This is a genomic window from Aeromonas sp. PI_26, from assembly GCF_027854445.1.
GTDB lineage: Bacteria > Pseudomonadota > Gammaproteobacteria > Enterobacterales > Aeromonadaceae > Aeromonas > Aeromonas veronii.
Genome location: NZ_JAJNOE010000015.1, coordinates 21,156 through 41,590, shown reverse-complemented (window position 1 = coordinate 41,590; position 20,435 = coordinate 21,156). Strand labels below are relative to the sequence as shown.

The window sequence follows — 20,435 nt, the reverse complement described above, 5'->3', positions numbered from 1 at the left end:
CTGGTTGTTGTTACTCAAAGCCCCGACGCTTGCGTGCGGCGGCGATCTCTTCTTTGTGGCGTTCGTTGCTCTCTTTCATAGCCTGCAGACGGGCTTTTGCTCCCGCTGCATGCAGTGGCTCCTCGGCAGGCCCTGCCCGGTCACGCAGCCGCTCAAGCTGGAGGCGAGCCACCTCGGCATCCCCATCCCCCAGGGCATCAAGCAGCGTCAGCGAGTCATCGGTGCCGGCGGCCGTCATCGATGCCAGCCATGCTCGCGGGTCTCCTGATTCGAGCAGTAGCCCGCGCACTTCATCGAGCGCAGCACTGCGGCGTTCCTCTCGCCGCCTGGCTTCCATCTCCAAATGGAATGCGCTCGGCTCATCCGGTGATGCGTATGGGTGCTTTTCTGACACCTTCAAGTCACCATTTCGAATGCATATGAACCTGTCTCCGGCTTTCACAATCAGGCCACGCTGGATCATTGCCACGTCCTCCCCGTTTAGCCCCAAATGGAATAGATTCATCCCGCTAAATGGATCCTTCTTAGATCCTCCGAGATCGTCCCGTACAGTTGTTGCCAGAGCTCCAAGGGGGGAAAGATGCTCGCTTCGCTCGAAACCCTTTAACTCGCTGCGCTCGCCCACACACCAAAACCCGCCGTCCTGGGCTCCAGTGGCAGCCTGTGACCCGCATTTGCGCAGCTCCCACTCCCCGGAGCGTGTCTGCTGGATGTGGCCGTCAGCGGCGCGCACGCCCACGAGCTTGGTGGTCGGCTCGCCGTATTGATTTGGCTCGGCAAAGGCTGTGCGGTGGATACTCAAAGGGCGTTCATCACGACGGCAGCAGGGGCCGCCCATGGCCTGGGTGAAGTTCTTCCAGTCCACGGCATCGGCATAGCGCCGGCACTCTTCCATGATGGGGCTGGCCAAGGGGGCCACGACGATCCCTTTGGCCTCCTGCAGGCGACCCGGTAACTTGCGCAGCTCCCGCCAGATCCCGACCGGTGGGCCTTTCAAAGGTTGGAACTGGCGCAGGCCCCAGAGGGAGGCCCAGGCTCTTACTCGGCGGGCTCCCTCTGTTGCCGCTGTCTCTGCTTCCAGATCACCTTGGTCGCCGACGCGGTGGCCGTCGATGTTTTTGGCGATGTACTTGACGATGTAGCCGACTGCGCCGCCTTTCTCTTTGTCCATCTCCTTCCAGTTAAAACGGGGGTTGATGTCGCTATAGGGGCACTTGCTCTCTGGGTGGCGCTTGCGCTCCAGATCGCCTTTGTCATGGCTCAGGGCATAGCGCTGCAGGATGCCGATCAGGCGGTGCTTGTGCTCTGGTTTGACCCAGATCAACAGGTGCCAGTGGGGCGTACCGTCGTGATGCGGCTCGACTACCCGAAAGCCGAAATAGTTGATGGGGTCATCATAGGGGCGCGGGGTGTTGGCGAGGTGCTGCCGGAATGTGTCCCAGCCCCCGCCAAGGTGCCAGCGAGCGGGGCCGTCGATGTGCGGCTGGATTGCGCGAAAACTTCTGCAGCGAAGCGGCTTGCAGGGTACTGGCAACCCTGGCGCCATGGATATGTTGCGGTCCAATGCCGATCGGCAGCGCTCCCACAGCTTGGCGATGTAGCGCTGTGAATCGGTGGGGGATGAACCGTCGTACTTGGGGTTTTCTTCTGTGGAGTCGGCCTTGCCTGGCTGGGAAGCCTTAACCGTTTTCCATGGGTGAAAGCGGCTCGGTGCTGTCCATGTGAAGAAGATACCCACATAGCCCATTTCGTCGGCTATGTCAGAAAATCCCCGAGCGCGCACCACAAGTTCGTGGCGGCGGTTTGTGGGGTTGGCGATGGAGGCTTGGACAGCCTCCTCCAGGCTGATGACGATATCTTCCTGGGCGTTATAGGCTTCCATGTCCTTGAGCCAGGCGGCTGCCATTCGCTGGCGTTCGACAAAGGCCTGCAGCCCCTGACTGGAAACGTAGGCAGAGACGCCCTTGCGCACTTTGCCGAGCAGGATGGCGCAGTGTTCGTTGTACTGATCCCAGATCTTGCGCAGGCGTCTTTCCCACCACTTGGGGTCAAGCCATCGGATCAGGTGGTAGGCAATAAAGTCGTCGCGCCCCTGGGGGGTTCGGAACTTTGGCAGGCGGGGCAGCATGCCCCATGCGTCGACTGGCTGTCCGCACATATTCCACAGGTGGAGCGGTGGTACCTGCTGTTTACCTGAATCAGTGGCAGCATCACGTAGCCGGACAACGCGCTCGACGTAGTTGATGGCCAAGCGGTCGCGGCTCTCCTTGGTGCGCAGCTGCTCGAGGGGCTCTGGGATGACGTTCTGTACTTGGCGCAGAGTATTGATGCGACTCGAGAGCCAGCGGTTGGCATCCTTGGTGATGACAACCCCCTTGAGCACGTCAGGGGCGCGGCGGCGACAATAGCCCACGAACAGCTCAGCACAGAGGTCTTTTGGCAACTCCACCCCTGGCCCACCGTTGGCTCGGGGAATGGGGCGAGCTAGCAAGTCTAGCGCCCAGTCCATGGCATAGGCCCCGTGGATCCCGGCGAAGTAGGAGCGGATGGCTGCAATCTGGCTATCGAGATCCAGCGCAGATGGCGCTCGGCGAGCCGGCGGCAGGCGTGAATCAGCCAAAGAGCACAGCGCCACGCGGCGCGTGTTCATGATGCTCTTTGCCATGGTTCTGACAGATGCAGCCAGCTTCCAGGCAGAAGGCTGCCTGGGCTGGACGGGTTTTGCATCAAATAGCGAGGCGGGGTGGTGCAGGTGCATCAGAACGGTAGGGGCTCTTCGCAACGCAGGTTGGCGAGCTGGAACTCTGGGCTGCGGACGTTGCTAACAGAGACCCGGTAAAGGTGTCGATACAGGCTGCAGCGCTGCCTCAGAAGGACGCAAGCGTAGTCCCGACGATGGCAACTTGCGAGTGCAGCTCTCAGCTGTTGGCGGCATTGGTTCAGTGCGGCCAGGTCTATTTGTGCCGTCGCATTCCAAGCCGCAATTTCAGCGACAAGCTGTGCCTCACGTTCAGCAAAATCGGGGTAGTTTGGTTGGGTGGCGATCACTGGATTGCCCTCCCCAAGCCATGGTGTGGATGTGTGGCATGCCACCAATTACCAATTTCGAGCGTGAGCGCTGGCTTGCCAAAGCAGCGCGCCAGCTTATAAATGACGCGAACAGAGCCCAGCGCTACCAACTCTTCCGGGTCGCCGTTTTTGGTGGCTGGATTGCAAGCTGCCTTGATGAATTCCTCTTTCGCAACAATCCAGTGACTTTCCAGTGACCCGTCAATCTTGCGGGGTGGCTCAGCAACCTCGAGCCGCCACCTGTCGGCAAACCACCCTCCTATCTCAGCAGCCAGTCCATCCATCTTTAGGGTCCGTGCGATCCAGTAGATATGGCGAACGGCCCCCATAGCCATGTATCCAGCGACCTGCATCTCGCTTCCTTCAAGGGAGCGCATGCTGTCTTCTCGAACTAAGCACCACTGGTGCACCAGTTCACACTTAAGCAGGCCATAAACAACGTCATTGCATGAGAGACTGCTCATTGGATCACCTCGCCCAAGCCATGCAGGGGAGCGAAATCTTCCCACCATTCCCGGATCTCAGCCGCCAGCGCGACATCGTTTTGTCCCAACGCAGTCCAGTAGATGGCACGAATAGAGCCAAGGTGTAGGTACCTAGCTTCGACAGTCCCATAGGCGGCGGAGAAAGCGCTGATGCAGCTAGCCCGATACTCTTGCCAATGCAGCCACAGCCCGCTTCTCGGCTGGCCTGGCTCTGTGGTACCCGACTCGTCATCGTCACCACTGTCATCATCGAGCAGCGCATCTGGGCGACTGGTAACAACCAGCTGGATCTGGATGTGTTGCGGGCCAGACTGGACGCTGCCCATGCACACCCGGTTGTCATCGGCGTTGGCGGCGAACATGTCTGCCAGCATCCCCTCTACCAGCTTGGGGGCTTGGGCGGCTATCTTGATTGCATCGCTCATCAAGTGTTTCCTCGTAGTGGTTATCGATGAACCCCCACGCATAGGGGCTCAGCGATAAGGCCGGCGAACCGGCCAAGTGGTAGTTACTCGACGTTGATGAGCGGGGATCTCTGGGTACCGGTCATCAGCCAGAAGGCGTGCTCGGTGAGCGAGTTGTGGTTGGCGATTGCCAGAAAGAAACCGCCACCGATCTCGCGATAGCCGAGCTCGTAGTTTTTGAGAGTGGTCGGCGGCATATCGAGCAGCGCAGCAAACTTGGGTCTGCTCAGTTTCAAGTGCTTCTTGCGCAAGAGGTGCAGGCGCTTTCTGGCTTCGTAATTGAGCGGGGATTCGTTGATCTGCATTGGCATGGTCATGACTGATTACTCCGGCGGTTAGCGATAGCGTTAAGGTGGCAATTCAGATCCAGCCAGCGAACAGCTGCGCGCTCTGATTTGCGGATCAGATTGGTGTTTGTGCTGGTTGCCTTGGAAGGCGCAGACAACTGCGCAGACAAGCGCAGTGCCGAGAAGGTGTTGCGCACGCAGTGACTGGCAGTTCGGGTGTTGATGAGGTAAAGCGCCATCACGCCACCCCCTCGATAACTTTCACGCCACCGCTGGCCATAGGCTCGATGCGGGCATAGCCACGCTCACCGCGCATCCAGCTTTGTCCGATACAGAAGTAACCCTGCTGTTGCAGGTACTTGTGAGCATCCTTGTGGCTGGGGAGAGTGCGGCGGGTGATAACAGCTGCATCGGCCATCAGCGGCCTCCTTGATTTGCGGGTGAAGGCACCATGTCGCTGACGCGGCGAATAAGTTCGGCCCTGGCTGCCGGTGAAAGGCGTCTGCCATAAGTCCAGGAGAGCTTGCACTGAAGCAGCTCAAGATTGCGCTGGGCGCTGGTCGTTGGTAGTATTTGCACGTCAGTTACTCCGTAGTGGTTGCGATTGATAGAAACCCAGTTAGGCGTTTGCGGCGCCAGTGACCTGGGTTTTTTCTTGTCCGCTATTCGCTGATAGCGCTTCTTTCAAGACCTTCCTTTTCCGTGCCAGCTCGTCAACTGGCTCCGCCTCTCCCCCTTTTGCTTTTTCTTCTGGCGGCATCTGTGCATCACGCCAATCTTTTGACCCCATGCGACCAAGGAACTTGTCGTGATAGTCCAAGCGAGCGGCGGCCAGACGCAGCGATTCACGATCACCCCTCCCCGCAGGGAATTCAGGCTTTGCCAGTGAAATTGGCAATTGCGCTGTGAAGCAAATTGCCTCGCGCTGGCACTGCTCAAGATCGGCCCAACATCTCGGGACCATTGTTCTTTCGTGCTCGAAGAGGGCGTGGATTTCAGAGAGCGCCTTTTCTGCTGCATTCATACCTGCCTCCTTTTACGCTGCACGCTGGAGCAAGTTGACGGGCAACAATCCCATCATTTGTTTGGCGATGAACACGTGCACCATCACCATCACAAGCTCGTTTTTATGGCCTTTTTTCATCACATCCAGGCGGCCTGTTTTTACCCAGTGACGAGCGGTATCTACAGAGACGCCCACCCACTCTGCGAATTTGGCTATTGGCATCAGTGGCGGGGTATCAGGCGAGATCACGATATTGATCGCGTTGATGGCGGCCGGCACAGATGCTGACTTGGCTGGGTCTATATGGCGGGGTGGCATGCTCTTACGCCTCTCCTGGTTGCTCTTGCGCAGTGGCCGTCGCTTTTCTCACGCACTCACCTGCTTTGAGTGCTCCGCCTGTCAGCACCTCGATCTCATAGGCTCGTCCCTTGGGGATAACTTCACCCCAACAGGAAACTGTGGCAGCGCTGATGCCCAGCGCCCTCGCCACCTTAGAACCCCCACCAAAGTGCTCGAGCACATCCGCCTTTTTCATCGCAAACTCCTTTCAATCATGAACAAAACTTTGGAACTTCAATCTTTAACTTTGAGATTTTTATCTTTTTGACTTTGGAAAGTCAATCATCGAATTTAAAAACTTCAATACATATCGATGTTAAAGTTTTCAAACATGAAAAATGAACGAATCAAAGAACTGCGAAAAAAACACGGACTCACCCAGCGCAAGCTTGGTGAGCTTATTGGTGCGACCGGGCCATCAGTCTCGCAGTGGGAAAGTGGTGATGTATCGCCGAGCGCGGACTATCTCGTCGCGCTCGCGAGGGTGTTTGGCGTGGATGCCCACTGGCTTTCTACAGGGAAGGGATCGCCTGAGCTGTCAAATGTTGAACCCGCAGTTATCCCGCAAGGGACGCGGATCCCGGTTCTGAGCTATGTCCAGGCTGGTCATTGGCAAGGAATGTGCGAACAGGCAGTCGATTTTGATGGCAACATTGAATATGTCTCTGCCAGCGTTGATATCGGCCCGTGTGGGTTTGGCCTCTGGTTACGTGGCAACTCCATGACCCCGTTCTTTAACGAAGGCGATCTGGTCATCATCGACCCCGACGAACAACCTCGACCCGGTGACTATGTGGTCGCCAAGAACGGCGGCGAAGAGGCTACTTTCAAAAAGTATCGTCCCCGCGGCATCGATGAGAATGGGAAAGAGGTATTCGAGCTGGTACCGCTCAATGATGATTACCCCACCATGCACTCCGACCGCCAGCCGATCGAGATCATCGGTGTGATGGTAGAACACCGATCATTTAGAAAACGCTCCTTTATTTAAGAGCTTTTTTATGCGAGACATTATTTATGGCAACGAATAAACAAAAGGATGTAGAGCTCATAGATTTATCTGATCTACATTTTGACCCTGAGAACCCAAGATTCTCACGGCTTTATGGTACTCAGCATCAACCAGAGGCTGAAGTTGTTGAACGAATGGTTAGTAACGAAAACGTTCAAGAGCTGATGGGTTCAATAGGTGAACAAGATTACTTCAATGGCGAGCCACTACTAGTTGCTGTGAGACCTGAGGGGGGGTATACAGTAGTTGAGGGGAATCGTCGTCTTGCTGCACTAAAACTCCTTTCAGGCGCTTTTGGAAGGGATCCATTGCCATCCATTACAGCATTACGTGAAACTGCAAAGCATACTCCGACAAAAATCCCATGTATTGCATTTCCTCAAAGAAGAGACATTTTGAGGTATCTTGGTTATAGACATATAACTGGTGCTAAGAAATGGGATTCTCTATCTAAAGCTAGATACATATCTCAATTGAGAGATGAGTTTTTCAAAAATATAGATAATGAAGAAATGCTCAAGGCTATAGCTAAAGAAATCGGTAGTAAGAAGGGCTATGTCGCACAAATGCTTACAGGTCTTGCTGTTTATGACGATGCAAAAAGCCATGGTTTTTATGGTTTGCAGCATGTTAAGGATGAGGATGTTGATTTTAGTTTGTTGACGACCGCTCTGTCATATACAGACATATCAGAATATGTCGGCTTGGAAAGCCGAACTGATATTGAGATAAAAGGATTAAATAGAGAAAAAGCTAAGGACTTGTTTAGTTGGATTTATGCCCAAGACCAACAAGGAAACACTATATTAGGTGAATCTAGACAACTTAAAAAGCTTGCAGCAATCGTTAAAAACGAAGACTCAGTTACAGCTCTTAAACAAGATGGAAGTTTAGAACTCGCATATATATATAGTGAGGGGCCTACAGTTGCGTTTTCAAAAGCGCTCAATGAAGTAGAGATGAAGGTCAAAGCTGCCTATAGCATGTTTCCTAATGTTAGGTTTTTTGATGAGGCTCATATTGATCAAGTGGGTAGAATATATGCAATGGCTGAGGATTTAGATCTAGCCATGAGAAGAGCTATTCGTCGCAAAAAAAGCGAGGAATGATATGGTTGATGACTTCCTGATCAAACTAGGTGATCCCCCACGAGTATCATACGTTCATGTATGGGCTGATTATGTTGAGCTTTTGACTATTACAAGTGCGGATGGTCTATTCTCATGTGGTGGACTGGAGGATGCATTAGGTGAAGTAGAGGATTTGGCCATCGACCAAGAAGGGTTAGATGATGATGATGGCGAATATGGGTTGGATAATGTAGTTCAAAGAAAATGGGCTGACATCAGAAATTGCTTTAGGTCAAGACAGGTAAGATTCGGTGACAATTGGCCATTCGCAATAAATGATACTGTTCTTACCAGCCGCATTGATGTGGACAATCCAACACCAAGGCAAAAACTATATATAGCACTACTAATTGCGTCTTGCCTCAGATATGTAAACCGAGAGATGTACGCACCAATCACTGCTAACCTTGAACTAATAGGTTATCATATTTTTAAAAAAATGATGCCTGAGCCATGGATAGTTAGGCCTTTCGGTGCTCATCAACAAATTGCTGATGGTTACACTGGTACATTGTTTAATAAATTCAGGCAACTTGCTATAGACTTGAATGCAGATTTAATCCTCAAAGAAGAAGAGTTAAGACCTGGTGATACTGGTGATGGTGGGATAGACTTGATAGCTTGGCATCCAATGGGAGACGCCCTAGGTAATATTCCTGTTGCTTTTGCTCAATGTGGGGCGTCTTTAAAAGATTTAGAGCATAAACAATTTGAATCTAGCCCTGTCAACCTAAATAGCAAAATATTACCTCAACACCCAGGAATGAATTATTATTTCGCACCTCATGATTTGAGACGAAACACAGGCATTTGGGATAAAAAGCCAGGATCTGTTGTTATGATTGATAGGAATAGGATTATGAAACTAGCTGAAACCTATGACCTAAATGAGGAGCAAATAATAAATACGCCGCATATCAACAGGTTGATAAATATGCAGCGTATTGATGTCTAAGCCTACCAGATGTTCGGTAATGCTGATGCTACGGCGGTGAATAAGGGCGGAGGCACGGCATTACCGATAACAGTATACCTATTTGTCAAAGAGCCACTTTTAGTGTCAGGGAATACAAGATTTTGGGAAAATCCTTGTAATCGAGCTGCTTCACGGTAGCTAAAACGTCTAGCTCTACCCTCATTCACAAACCTCCATACATTGTGTTCCACTTTGGTCAATGCAGGGCTGAGTGGATGTAAAGGCATGTGCCGAGCATTACTAACAATGGTCTTGGATAGTTGATCCCAGTCTCGACGACGATCTCTGGACATGTAGTACCAGTGAAATTCCCTATCGTAGAACTCCCCTTCAGGCCACTCTGGCAGCCCAGCAATGGCTTCACGAATTGTTGTGAACGGCTGCTGAGCATCAGGGCCATGAGTTGCTTCAGGAAACTCATAGGTCAAGCCAAAGTCGTGGCGGATGCCGACGATGAAAATGCGTTTACGTTCTTGAGCGACACCATAGTGTGCAGCGTTCAGAACGGAGGTGCTGACGCGATACCCCGCCTCTGTAAACACCTTGATTTGGTCTTCAAGCAGATGGCGAAAGTTTGCTCTGACCATCCCAGACACATTCTCAACGATAAATGCTTTGGGTTTGATCTGAAGTAATGCCCTGGCAAACTCTAGATATAAGTAATTGATTTTTCTACTTGGTTCTCTTACGCCACCTTGGCTGAAGCCTTGGCATGGGTAGCATCCTACGAGCAGATCCGACTTAGGGAAATGCTCTACATTACGCACATCTCCTAAAACATAGTCAGTTTCAGGATGATTCTCTAGGTACACGTCTTTGGCATAGGGGATGATGTCGTTGGCCATAAGAACGTCAAAACCGGCATTGATAATGCCGGCATCCGAACCCCCACACCCCGAAAATAGTGAAACAGCAGTTGGCATAGTCTTCTCCAGTTGATGGGGATTATATCGGAATTTTGAAATTGTGGCCACAAGTGCCCAGTTGCTAATAGAAGGCCCTGAGGGGCTTTATATGGGGCCTGACACATCTCAAGTGTGAGAGGAACTAAACCAAACATCCTCAATCCTCGATGTTTACTGTATAAGCATACAGTAATTTTGTGGAGAAGTTATGACAGTAAGAAAGCTCACCGATGGCAAGCCCAAGCTTTGGCTTGCCGAAGTCTATCCCCAGGGTCGTGATGGCCCCCGCAAACGCAAGCGCTTCGCCACAAAGGGCGAAGCCTTGGCTTGGGAAAAGCACATGCTTGTCCAGCCCTGGCAACAGCCAGCGGCGGGGAATGTGGATGAGCGGCGGCTGAGTGACTTGGTGGCTCTCTGGTATGGTCGGCATGGCCAAACCCTGACCGATGGTGATCGACGCCGCGACAAGCTGAATTGGCTGGCTGAGGCGTTGGGCAACCCGCTGGCTACCGAGTTCACGGCCCAGCAGTTTGCGGCATACCGCGAACGGCGATTGGCAGGCGAACTTTATGTGCCTGGTCAGCGCAAGCAGGTATCACCGACGACGATCAACCGCGAACTGCTTTACCTGCAGGCTGTGTTCAATGAACTCGGCCGCTTGGGTGAGTGGGCTCATGGCAATCCGCTAGAGGTGCTACGTCAGTACAAGGTACAAGAGTCCGAGTTGGCATTCCTGAATCAGGATGAGATTGAACGGTTGCTTGCTGCCTGTGCGGGACTGAAAGACTTGTGGCTGATCGTAATGCTCTGCCTCTCGACTGGTGCCCGCTGGTCAGAGATCGAGAAAATGACCCGCTCACAGGTTGGCATCGGCCGGCTTACCTTCACTCGTACCAAGGGTAAGAAGAATCGCACCGTACCGGTTGCGGGTTGGCTGTTGGCATTGCTGCCCAAGCGCACCGGCAGGTTGTTCGGCGACTGTTATGCCGAGTTCGAGAAAGCGATACGGCGCGCCGAGATTGAATTGCCTGCTGGGCAGAGCACCCACGTTCTGCGCCATACGTTCGCGAGTCACTTCATGATGGGTGGTGGCAATATCTTGGTGCTACAGCGGATCCTCGGCCATACCGATATCAAGATGACTATGCGTTACGCCCACTTCGCCCCCGACCATCTCGAAGACGCCGTCAAACTCAACCCGATCACCGCGCTGAAAGATGGCGGCAAAATGGCGGCAGCGCTCACCAGCGATACACAATAAGTCCCATTTATCCCCATGCAAACCCACGAAGCCACAGCAACTCATTGATTCAAAATGACTTGCGGTGGTTTCAAAATCCGCCGGTGAATAACCGTGTCGGTTCGAGTCCGACCCCGGGCACCATCAAATTCATGACAAAAGGCCATCAGCAATGATGGCCTTTTGTTTTTTTTGGCGTTTCTGCGCTTTTGGGGCGTTACTGTTGAGCTGGCAGTACTTCCTGTTACCTCTTGGTATCCCTTCTCTTTTCCTGCTCTCCATTATTTCCTTTTCTTGATATAGCCGCTGACGGCATCACCGCCAGCGGCCTGTTTCTATTGCGGTTTTTTCCAAACCTTGCTGCATCAGAACATGGTTGCCGCACTATCCCAGCAGGGCAAACAGCAGGGTACCGAGGCTGCCTGCGAGCGTCAGCGCGATGATGGCTCTGGGTGTGCCGTGCAGCTTGGTCCACATAAACAGGCTGGTGAGGGCGAGCAGCAGCAGGGCCAGGGCGGCGATATCGCCAAACAGCTGCCAGCCGAGGCCGGTGCCCATGCCGCGGTGCAGCCGGTTGAGGCTGGCGGCAAAGTTGGCCAGTTGCAGGTCGGTACGTACCAGCAGGGTACCCTCAACATAGCTGGCGGCCACGCTCTGGCTGAGGGTGACGCCGCGCATCTCCCATTTGGCGGGCAGGGTGAGCGGACCGTTCGGGGTGGGCAGGGTCTGGGCCGGGGTGATCATGGTGCGCCCATCGGCAAAGGTTTCGGGATAGCGCTGTTGCAGCAGGCTTTTCAGCTGCTCCGGGCTGGTGAGCGGTGCCTTGAGCACTATCTCTTCACTCGATTTGTCGGTGTGGGGGCCGGGGATGGGCAACACGGCACGGTGTTGCAGCCAGAGGCCGGTGATGCCGTACATCAGCATCAGGGCGAGGGTAAAAAAACCGGCCCAGGCATGGAGGCGGCGTACCCATTTGTTGTTGTGAAGGGGAACTCTTCTGCGTTTCATCGTGGTTGCTTCATAAAAAACTGGCCAGCAAGGGCTGGCCAGTCGGGGTGGTTGTCACAGAGATCAGAAGCGGTAGGTACCGGTCAGACTCAGCTGACGGGGTGTGCCCGGCATGATCTGGTTGGCACTGGTGGCGCTGACAAAGTACTCGTGGTCAGTCAGGTTCTCGGCGCTCAGCTCGGCTTCCCACTGTTGCCAGCGATAACCGGCGCGCGCATCGAAGCGGGCGTAACCGGGCAGTGTGGTGGTGTTGGCGTTGTCGGCAAAGCGATCGCCCACCGCCGTCACGCCGGTTTCACCGAACCAGCCCTGCTCACCACTCTTGTAGCCGAGATAGAACTGGCCATTCTGGCGGGAGACGTTCATCGGGCGCTTGCCCTGCAGATCCGCATCCGCCTTGACCTGCTCCGCATCCTGAATGGCGAAGCCGCCACGCAGGTAGATCTCGTCGGTCAGCTCGGCGCGGGCGCTCAGTTCGACCCCTTCGGTACGCTGCAGGCCGGTGAGGATCACCTTGGTGGGATCCAGCGGATCCTTGGTGCGCTTGTTGTACATCTCCAGTCGATAGAGGGAGAGAGTGGTCGCCAGCTTGCCGTTCAGCCAGTCACTCTTCACACCCCCCTCGTAGAGGCGGGTGTGCTGGGGTTCCAGCCCGTTGTTCTTGTCACCCGGGGTGATGCCGATCAGCTCGCCGCCCACCGGAGTGAAGGTCTTGCTGTAGGAGGTGTAGAAGGCGTGATCCTCGAGGGGGTTCCACACCAGACCAAGGCGCGGACTCAGGCTGTTGACCGAGACGCTCTCCTCCTTGTTGAGGTCGTTGCGGCGACTGGTGACAGTGAAGTCGTCACGGCGCAGCCCGCCCACCAGATGCCAGTCACCCAGGCTGAGCTGATCCTGCAGATAGAGGCCATTGCCGCGCACCTTGTGTTTGGCGTCGCTGGAGAGCTTCATGGCGCCATTGTAGGTAGGCAGTGAGCCCGGATCGTAGAGATTGCCAGACGGGATGGCGGTGGCGTTCTGGTAGAGCTTGGGTGTGCGCTCCTGCCAGTTCTGCTCGAAGCCAACCAGCAGGCGATGTTCCACCGGGCCGGTCTGGAACAGACCTTCGGCCTCGGTGTTGCTGATCAGGTTCTTCGCTTTCAGATCCTGCTGCCAGCGGGAGCGGGTCACCTGATCCCCTTTGACGCTGGTGACATAGGTGTTGTCAAACTGGCTGTCGAGGGTGGAGTAACCGAGCTGCTGGCGCAACTGCCACTGATCGTTGATATCCCAGGAGAGGCGTGAGCGGGTGGATTGTGCCACGTCATCGATGAAGTCGCGGCTGGTATCGCTGTAGACATACTCTCGCGGCACATCGGCCGGACGGCCATTGACCCCGGGAATGCCGCGATCCGGGGTGCGGTCATGTTCGTTGCGCTCGTACTGCACCAGCCAGTTGAGGTTGTCGCTGATCTCCCAGTTGGCGGAGGGGGCCAGCAGGGTGCGCTTGCTCTTCACGCCGTTGCGGAAGCTATCTTTGTCCTCTTGCGCCATGTTGAGGCGCAGTTGCACCTGCTCACTCGCCTCGCCATTGAGGTCGGCGGCCAGCCGCTGGCTGTCAAAGCTGCCGACCCGGGCGGTGACGCTGGACTCCTGCCCTTTCTGCGGCTTCTTGCTGACCCGGTTGACGATGCCCCCCGTGCTGCCACGTCCGTAGAGCACGGCAGCCGGGCCCTTGAGCACTTCCACCCGCTCGATATTGCCGAGATCCCGGGTGTACTGCATGTCGTCGCGGAACCCGTCGAGATAGAAGTCGTTGCTGGCGCTGAAGCCGCGGATATTGACCCCGTCGAAGCGGGTATCACCGCTGGCGTTGACCCCGGGAATGCCGTTCAGGGCTTCACTCAGCGTCGGTTGGCCGAAGGCGGTCAGCTCGCTGACCTTTACGCTGTCGATGGTCTGCGGAACCAGCTTGGCTGGCGTATTGGTACGGGTTGCGGTGGCAACTTCCTGATGCTGGGAGCGTTTGCCAACCACAGTCATGGTTTCATCGGCGGCCTGGGCTGTGAAGCCGGTGCCCAGCAGTGCCAGCGAGACCAGCGTTCTGCGAAAGTGAGGGTGCTGCATATTCAATATTGACTCTTTGGATGTCGACCTGACGGCTCGAACATATTGATTTAATTATAATTAGCCTGACCCGCCAAAGCGGGATGCCAATGATATTGATTTTCATTTGTCTGACAAGGTGAAATGCAGATAAAAAAAGCGAGGCAGGTGCCTCGCTTGGTTGGGGATCTCGAGCTTACTGGTGAGTCTGCATGCTGCTCTGGTTGGCGGCCAGGGTGGTTCTGCCCGAGCTCTCCAGCCAGGTTTTGATCCGCTTGGCGTCGGCGACCCGATCGTTGGTGGTCTCGGCATTGAGCAGCACCATGATCACCGGCTCACGATTGACCTTGGTGCCCAGCACCAGACAGCGGCCCGCTTCGCGGATATAGCCGGTCTTGGAGAGGGTGAACTCCCATTGCCCTTCGCGGATCAGCCGGTTGGAGTTGAGGTAGTGCAGCTGACGCTTGTTGGTGCGCACATAGCTCTGCTCGTCGGTGGAATATTGGCGGATCAGCGGATAGGAGGCCGCTGCGGCGGCGAGTTTGGCGAGATCCTGCGCGGTGGAGACATTGCGCGGGTTGAGCCCGGTACTGTCGGCGTAGCGGGTATTCCACATCCCCAGCATGCGAGCCTTGGCATTCATCGCCTCGACGAAGGCACGCTGGCCGCCAGGATAGTGGCGGGCCAGCGCCGAGGCGGCGCGGTTTTCAGAGGACATCAGGGCGATATGGAGCATTTCGGCGCGACTGAGCCTGGAGCCGATGGCCAGTCGTGAACCGGTTCCCTTGATGCGGTCGATGTCGGCATTGGTCACGGTGAGCATTTCGTTGAGGCGCAGGTTGGCATCCAGCACTACCAGCGCCGTCATCAGCTTGGTGAGTGAGGCGATGGGCATGACCCGGTTGCCGTTGCGCTCGGAGATCACCTCGCCGGTTCTGTGGTTGGCCACCACGAAGGCAGCCGAGCTGAGGTTAGGCACATCCCGTCGCTCGAGAAAGCCGCTGCTGCTCTTGCTGCTGGCGGAAAAGGGGTTGGCATGGGCACTGTCCATAGTGGCCGGCAGCATTACTGCGCCAAGCAACAGGGGAAGGAGGGAACGCATCATCATGATCAGCTCTACCGGACGAAATACAGGGATATCTCGCTAAGTTATATGTCGTGAACTGGCGCTTCACAATCATTCTCACCTTGATATTGATAATTTACGGCGTTGAGCGCGCTCTGACGGCGAGGAGAGCGTAAAACAGGTCTCCATAGAGTCTTTTTTTACATTGAAACTATGGGCTGGCCGTGATGGTGAGCGGAAGCCGGCGCTAAAAAAATCGGGACCAGAACAGTCCCGATTGGCATGGAGCATTGCCTGCCGTTTAGTGGGCATCTTCCTGCTTGATCTTGAAGCGCATGGCGATCACCACGAACAGCAGCGGGCCAATGATGGTCCAGACGCCGGTGGATATATCGCCGGAGATAAAGGGGGCTACCACGGTAAAGACGTTGCCGAAGGCGACCAGGATCAGGCTGATGATGGTAGCCAGCAGCACCGAGCCCGCGCTCTTGAAGAAGATCAGATCCTTGCCCAGCGCCGGGTTGTTGCGATAGCGATACCAGGCGTAGATGAGGAACATGTAGGGCAGGGTCATGCCGACGTTGGTCATGGTGATGATCAGCTCATAGAGGGCGGCGGCCCCTTCCGGGTTGATCAGGGTAAAGATGGACTTGGCGGCAATGAACAGACAGACCACCCAGGCTTGCACCTTGAGGGCTTCAATCCGCACGCCATTCTCGTTCTCGCGCTGGAAACGCTCCGGCCAGAAGTAGCTCGGGGTGCCGGTGATGAACTGGCGCAGCGGTGCGTAGGAGAGGGCGATAAAGGCACCCAGATAGCTCAGGAACATGCCCAATCCAGCAAAGCGCATGAACACCTGTCCCAGCCACTCGCCACCAAGATGGCGCCCCAGCTCCAGCATGATGATGAAGAGGGCGGAGAGAGAGGTGATCCCCTCGGCCGGGAAGTCGCTCCAGCGCATGATGGAGCCGACCGCCAGAAAGCCGATGATGTAGCAGAGCACGATGAAGGCGCCGGAGAGGAAGATGCCGCGCTTGAGGTCGCGCTCCGGATCTTCCAGCTCGTCAGCCACCCCGGCCATCGCCTCGACCCCGCCGTAGGCGAAGATGGCGAACACCATAAAGCCGAGGAAGGGGATGATGTCGTTGAACGCGGCATTGGGAGAGGCCGTCAGCGATGCCTGGGTGAAGGGCTCCTGCAGGGTCATGCCGCTCACCGCGAAGGTGAAGACGCCGCCGACCAACAGCAACACGTTGAGTGCCACCACGGAGAGACCGCCGATGGCCGCCACTTTGGCGAAGCGGGCGCTACCCAGGGTGATGAGCTTGGTGACGGTGGCAACCAGCGCGATGGCGACCACACCCAGAATAAAGGGGCCAAAGTCGATGCCGGTACCCAGGGTGACCGGGATGACGGTGATGTCGCGGCCAAACAGCATGAAGGAGAGGGGCACCCACATAGAGAGCGCCTTGCCAAACATCCAGATGACGTAGGAGGCGAACCACATGGTCAGACCGATAAAGGCGAATCGGGTCGAGACCGAGTGGCGCATCCAGGTAAAGATACCGCCCGCCTCTTTGCGAAAGCCGGTACCAAACTCAATCATCATCAAAATGAACGGGATGAAGAAAAACAGACCGCCGATCACGAACATCGGAATGGCGGCATATCCCATTCGGTAAAAACCGATCCCGATATTAGTGACGCCAAATACCGATGTTAATATCATCAATATAAAGGCGCCCAACTTCAGCTTTTTTGCTGACATATTAAAAACTCCCTGATGGTGCTGGATTTAAAATAATCAAAAATTAAACAGACGAAACCGGACCCATTAATAACGCGGTAGCGCCATGCCATCCTGCTGTGGCGGGCGCGATCGGGTCATCTCTGACCGGGCTGGCTTACCCGTCAGGCGGTCAATGAATGTATGGGCGGAGCGGCATGGTCTGTGCCATGCGCGGTATTGGTCAGCGTTGCCGAAAATTAACTGTGAACGATTTTATCATTAATGCTGCTTGGCAGGTAAGTTTCCCGAATGAAGCTGTGGTTGAAATAAACAGACCTGCCAGTTAATTGATACGTTGCGGATGTAAACATTTACGCCCGGGCCGACACTTATTTCCACTATTGGTATTCGGCATATTTGGCGGAGTGCATTACGCCATCCTGTCAGATAAATCTGCACCAATGGCGACAGCGCTTATCCTCCCAGCCGGGTCAGCAGCACGCCGCCGGTGATAATGGCCGCCGCCGTCAGCCGCATGCGCCCGAGCGGCTCTTTCAGCAGCCAGACCGAGAGCAGCATGGCAAACAGCACACTGCTTTCGCGCAGAGCCGCGACCACGCCAATGGGGGCTTGGGTCATGGCCCAGATAACAATCCCGTAGGCGAGCAGTGACATGGCACCTCCTGCTATTCCCGCCATCGCATGGCGACGGATCTGGCGCCAGGCGTTACGCCTCTGGTGGACGATCAGCACCAGCAGCATCGCCAGCTCGGTGCAGGCAAAGAGCCAGAGGGTGTAGCGTACCGGTTCACCCCCTGCACGGGCGCCGGCACCATCCGAGAGGGTATAGGTCGCCGTGAACATGGCCGTGATCAGTGCCGCCCGAACCGCTTTGCTGTCAAGGCGCTGCTGCCCACCTCGCCAGGCCATCAGCAAGACCCCCATGATCAGCACGCAGGCGCCGACAATGCCGCCGTAACCGGGGTAGTCCCCCAGCAATATGGCACTTAACGCCATGGCGAGCAGTGGGGCACTGCCACGGGCCAGCGGATAGATCTGGCCAAAATCGCCTTGATTGTAGGCATGGCTGAGAAACAGGCAGTAACCGATATGGAGCAGGACTGAGAGGCCGAGCCAGGGCAGCTCGGCAGCAGAGGGAAGCCCCATGGGTAGCAGCGCCACGGCGGCGATAAGCCCTGAGAAGATCGCCACCAGTGACACGCCCACCAGCCGCTCTTCGCCAATTTTGACCAGCGCATTCCAGCTGGCGTGAAGCAGGGCTGCCAGCAGAACGGCAAAAAAGACGGTGGTGCTCATGGGAAAGGGCTCTCGGGCGATGGGGGTCAACAGCATACCCGCCCGGAGCCTGATTGGCCGAGATCTTTATCAAGGCTTCGGCTTTTCGGGGCTCGCCTCCTGCGTGGTGGCGTTACCCAGTTGCCCCAGCACCAGTTTGGGATGGGGGTCGGTCTGCAGCGGAATATCCTGCAGTGCTGTTCCCTGCTGGTGGCGGTGGATGATCCCGGCGGCCATCTTGCCCAGCGCCTCGTAGCTGCTGATGGTGCCAACGCTGCAGCCGTGCTCGACGAACAGCTCGGCACTGCAGATGGTAGGGATGGCCGCTTCGTTGAGCGCATTCAGCAGGCGGGGGGCGATGGAGAGCAGATAGCTGTCTGCGGCCAGAAAGACGATGTCGTTTTTGGCATCCTGTTGCAGCCGCTTCAGTTCGTTGTCCAGCCGCCGTGGGTCAGGGGCCATTCGCCAAGTGACCATCTGCCACTGGTAGCGTTTCGCTTCATTGAGCAACATATCGGCCACCAGCAGGGTGTTCTGCTCACGGGGGTTGAAGGGTAGCAGCAGCCGTTTTCCGGTGGCAAGGTGCTCGCTGGCGTTGGCCAGTTGCAGCGCCATTGGCACCATGTTGCTCACCCCAGCCACCATGCTGTTCTGGGCTTTGTCTTCCGAGAAGATGTCTGCCCCGACCGGATCGGAAACCACATTGAAAATCAGTGGCTTGCGGTTTGCTACCAGACTCTTGGTCATGGTGGTGGCGGTGGTGCCAAAAGTGTAGATGTAGTCGTATTCGGCCAGTTTCGGCAGCATCTGCTGGCGCAGCATGGTTGCCAGCGCCGTACGATCCTGATCGGCGTTATAGGTGGTGATGGTGGCCTGATAGCCAAGGCGTGTCAGCTCTGCCCGAAAGCCCGCTTCGGCTGCGGTTTCACCGCGCCACAGCACCATGGCGATAGAGAGGGCGTGAGCGGGAAGAGCCAGCAGCAACAGCAGGACGAAAAGCAGCCTGACCATGATCATCTCTCCGGCGATACATCTACTGTTGAGCCTAGGCCACTTTCTCCGGTCGTGAACGACGCTCAGCAAAAAGCGCGATGGCAAGCCATCGCGCTTTGGGGATCCGCAAAACCTCGATTAGAAGTCGTAGCGGGCAGCCAGCTGGAAGTCATCCTTGACGTTGAGCTTGCCGCTCTCCTTGCTGTCCAGATTGTTGATACGGTATTCACCAATCACCCGCAGGTTCTTGTTGAATTTGTACTGGGCACCCAGGGTGTAGTAATCCAGGTTGTCTTTCTTGATGCCAGCCTTGTCCTGCTCCTGTTTGTTCCACAGGGCCATCAGACCGAAGCCGTTCTCGAAGTTGTAGCCCAGCGCGGCTTCCCAACCGGTGTGATCGGTGCCGGTCGCCAGGAAGTCACTGCCATCGGCATAGCTCAGGGCGGCGTAGGCGGCCTTGTTGTCGAACTTGGCGGAGATCAGCCACAGCTTGGCATCTTCTTCACCGCTCTTGTCGCGGATACCAACGTTGTACGCGGTACCCAAAGACAGGTTGAACGGGAAGGTATAGGCCACGGCAGCACCGTAGGCGGCGTCGCTATCCTTGCTGGTGGTCTCTTCGGTGTCACCACCGTCGAACTTGTAGCTGGTGTCGAGCTGGAAGCCATTGAACAGACCGGAGTATTTCAGTACGGAACCGGCGCGGTTGGTGGCGAAGGTGTCGGTCTTGGCGCCCAGCGCGTCGTTGCCGTAGCCGTCGGAGAGGGAGACATCAGTCCAGTCGGCCAGGAAACCCGGGGCCCCCTTCTGGCGACCGAAGGTCACGGTGCCCCAGTCAGCGCCGACACCGGCGAACGCCAGACGGGTGCGCAGGTTGTCGGAGTTCTCGCTGATGGTCTTCTCGCTGTCATTGATATACATCTGTACTTCGTACTGAGCCAGAGCCTTCAGACCGCTCTGGATCTGGGTCTCGGCCTTGGCGCCGAAACGGACAAACTGGTTGGCACCCTGCTTGTCGCTGTATTCGCTTTTCGGTTTGCCGCTGGCATCCAGTTCCTTCTTGTCACCAAAGAAGTGGCCTGCGTAGATACGGCCATAGAGATCCAGCATGGAGGTGTCATTTTTGTACACTTCAACGGCTTGAGCCTGGAAGGCTGCGGTGAGAGCCAGTGCCACTACAGTCAGCTTTTTCATCTTAATCCCTTGTGGTGTTGCAAGCTTTTGTTTTGAAAACGGGGTCATGCTAGGCAGCGGGGATGACAGCGGGGTGACAGTTGGATGAAGAGTCGATGGCAATTGGGTTGCAATTGGATGAATTGGCTACATTCTTGCTCGCAGCGGCTAC

The 20,435-nt window shown here is 55.8% G+C and carries 20 protein-coding genes; 4 read left to right on the top strand and 16 right to left on the bottom strand.

Features of this window, described 5'->3' with window-relative positions; all coding sequences use genetic code 11:
• Window positions 1-10 precede the first annotated feature (10 nt).
• From LRL22_RS15520 to LRL22_RS15485, 8 genes are all read right to left on the bottom strand, one after another.
• The gene (locus LRL22_RS15520; RefSeq protein WP_270905791.1) at window positions 11-2,650 is read right to left on the bottom strand and encodes a replication endonuclease; all 2,640 of its coding nucleotides are present in this window, start codon (window positions 2,648-2,650) and stop codon (window positions 11-13) included.
• Window positions 2,651-3,044: 394 nt separating this feature from the next.
• A complete protein-coding gene (locus LRL22_RS15515; RefSeq protein ID WP_270905790.1) occupies window positions 3,045-3,533 on the bottom strand; it encodes a hypothetical protein in 489 nt (162 codons plus the stop codon).
• Window positions 3,530-3,979 (bottom strand): hypothetical protein, encoded by a 450-nt coding sequence (locus LRL22_RS15510; protein ID WP_270905789.1) that lies wholly within the window; start codon window positions 3,977-3,979, stop codon window positions 3,530-3,532. The genes LRL22_RS15515 and LRL22_RS15510 overlap by 4 nt, the downstream gene beginning before the upstream one ends.
• 83 nt (window positions 3,980-4,062) lie before the next feature.
• Complete coding sequence (locus LRL22_RS15505) at window positions 4,063-4,335, bottom strand: helix-turn-helix domain-containing protein (protein ID WP_425292796.1); 273 nt, start codon at window positions 4,333-4,335, stop codon at window positions 4,063-4,065.
• Between the two features lie 208 nt (window positions 4,336-4,543).
• Window positions 4,544-4,723, bottom strand: coding sequence for a hypothetical protein (locus tag LRL22_RS15500; protein ID WP_270905788.1), 180 nt, complete (start codon window positions 4,721-4,723; stop codon window positions 4,544-4,546).
• Window positions 4,724-4,924: 201 nt separating this feature from the next.
• On the bottom strand, window positions 4,925-5,329 hold the full coding sequence (locus LRL22_RS15495; RefSeq protein WP_270905787.1) for a hypothetical protein: 405 nt from the start codon (window positions 5,327-5,329) through the stop codon (window positions 4,925-4,927).
• A 12-nt stretch (window positions 5,330-5,341) separates the two neighbouring features.
• On the bottom strand, window positions 5,342-5,629 hold the full coding sequence (locus LRL22_RS15490) for a hypothetical protein (RefSeq protein ID WP_270905786.1): 288 nt from the start codon (window positions 5,627-5,629) through the stop codon (window positions 5,342-5,344).
• A 4-nt stretch (window positions 5,630-5,633) separates the two neighbouring features.
• Entirely contained in the window at window positions 5,634-5,846 is a 213-nt protein-coding gene (locus LRL22_RS15485; RefSeq protein ID WP_270905785.1) for a Cro/CI family transcriptional regulator, read from the bottom strand.
• A 135-nt stretch (window positions 5,847-5,981) separates the two neighbouring features.
• Here LRL22_RS15485 and LRL22_RS15480 point away from each other — a divergent pair, with 135 nt between their 5' ends.
• The 3 genes from LRL22_RS15480 to LRL22_RS15470 are packed head-to-tail and all read left to right on the top strand — an operon-like array spanning window position 5,982 to window position 8,747.
• Window positions 5,982-6,641 carry a LexA family protein gene (locus LRL22_RS15480; RefSeq protein ID WP_270905784.1) on the top strand — a complete coding sequence of 220 codons (660 nt, stop codon included), beginning with the start codon at window positions 5,982-5,984 and terminating at the stop codon, window positions 6,639-6,641.
• Window positions 6,642-6,667: 26 nt separating this feature from the next.
• Window positions 6,668-7,771 carry a ParB N-terminal domain-containing protein gene (locus tag LRL22_RS15475; RefSeq protein WP_270905783.1) on the top strand — a complete coding sequence of 368 codons (1,104 nt, stop codon included), beginning with the start codon at window positions 6,668-6,670 and terminating at the stop codon, window positions 7,769-7,771.
• Window position 7,772: 1 nt separating this feature from the next.
• Window positions 7,773-8,747, top strand: a complete 975-nt coding sequence (locus tag LRL22_RS15470) for a hypothetical protein (RefSeq protein ID WP_270905782.1) — start codon at window positions 7,773-7,775, stop codon at window positions 8,745-8,747.
• 2 nt (window positions 8,748-8,749) lie between these two features.
• Here the strand turns inward: LRL22_RS15470 and LRL22_RS15465 are convergent, their stop codons facing one another.
• Window positions 8,750-9,691 (bottom strand): DNA cytosine methyltransferase, encoded by a 942-nt coding sequence (locus tag LRL22_RS15465; protein WP_270905781.1) that lies wholly within the window; start codon window positions 9,689-9,691, stop codon window positions 8,750-8,752.
• A gap of 190 nt (window positions 9,692-9,881) precedes the next feature.
• Between LRL22_RS15465 and LRL22_RS15460 the strand changes: the two genes are divergently transcribed.
• Window positions 9,882-10,934 carry a site-specific integrase gene (locus tag LRL22_RS15460; RefSeq protein WP_270905780.1) on the top strand — a complete coding sequence of 351 codons (1,053 nt, stop codon included), beginning with the start codon at window positions 9,882-9,884 and terminating at the stop codon, window positions 10,932-10,934.
• Window positions 10,935-11,297: 363 nt separating this feature from the next.
• Here the strand turns inward: LRL22_RS15460 and LRL22_RS15455 are convergent, their stop codons facing one another.
• From LRL22_RS15455 to LRL22_RS15425, 7 genes are all read right to left on the bottom strand, one after another.
• On the bottom strand, window positions 11,298-11,963 hold the full coding sequence (locus LRL22_RS15455; protein ID WP_336296655.1) for a PepSY-associated TM helix domain-containing protein: 666 nt from the start codon (window positions 11,961-11,963) through the stop codon (window positions 11,298-11,300).
• 21 nt (window positions 11,964-11,984) lie between these two features.
• Window positions 11,985-14,027, bottom strand: coding sequence for a TonB-dependent receptor (locus tag LRL22_RS15450; protein ID WP_270905778.1), 2,043 nt, complete (start codon window positions 14,025-14,027; stop codon window positions 11,985-11,987).
• A 175-nt stretch (window positions 14,028-14,202) separates the two neighbouring features.
• Window positions 14,203-15,114: a D-alanyl-D-alanine endopeptidase gene (pbpG, locus tag LRL22_RS15445; RefSeq protein WP_270905777.1), complete on the bottom strand. Its 912-nt coding sequence runs from the start codon at window positions 15,112-15,114 to the stop codon at window positions 14,203-14,205.
• A 259-nt stretch (window positions 15,115-15,373) separates the two neighbouring features.
• Window positions 15,374-16,840 carry a glutamate/gamma-aminobutyrate family transporter YjeM gene (gene yjeM / locus LRL22_RS15440; RefSeq protein ID WP_042053465.1) on the bottom strand — a complete coding sequence of 489 codons (1,467 nt, stop codon included), beginning with the start codon at window positions 16,838-16,840 and terminating at the stop codon, window positions 15,374-15,376.
• A gap of 435 nt (window positions 16,841-17,275) precedes the next feature.
• Window positions 17,276-18,154: a DMT family transporter gene (locus LRL22_RS15435; protein WP_336296653.1), complete on the bottom strand. Its 879-nt coding sequence runs from the start codon at window positions 18,152-18,154 to the stop codon at window positions 17,276-17,278.
• A 33-nt stretch (window positions 18,155-18,187) separates the two neighbouring features.
• The gene (locus LRL22_RS15430; protein WP_270905775.1) at window positions 18,188-19,108 is read right to left on the bottom strand and encodes an ABC transporter substrate-binding protein; all 921 of its coding nucleotides are present in this window, start codon (window positions 19,106-19,108) and stop codon (window positions 18,188-18,190) included.
• Between the two features lie 120 nt (window positions 19,109-19,228).
• Entirely contained in the window at window positions 19,229-20,284 is a 1,056-nt protein-coding gene (locus LRL22_RS15425; protein WP_270905774.1) for a porin, read from the bottom strand.
• Window positions 20,285-20,435 lie beyond the last annotated feature (151 nt).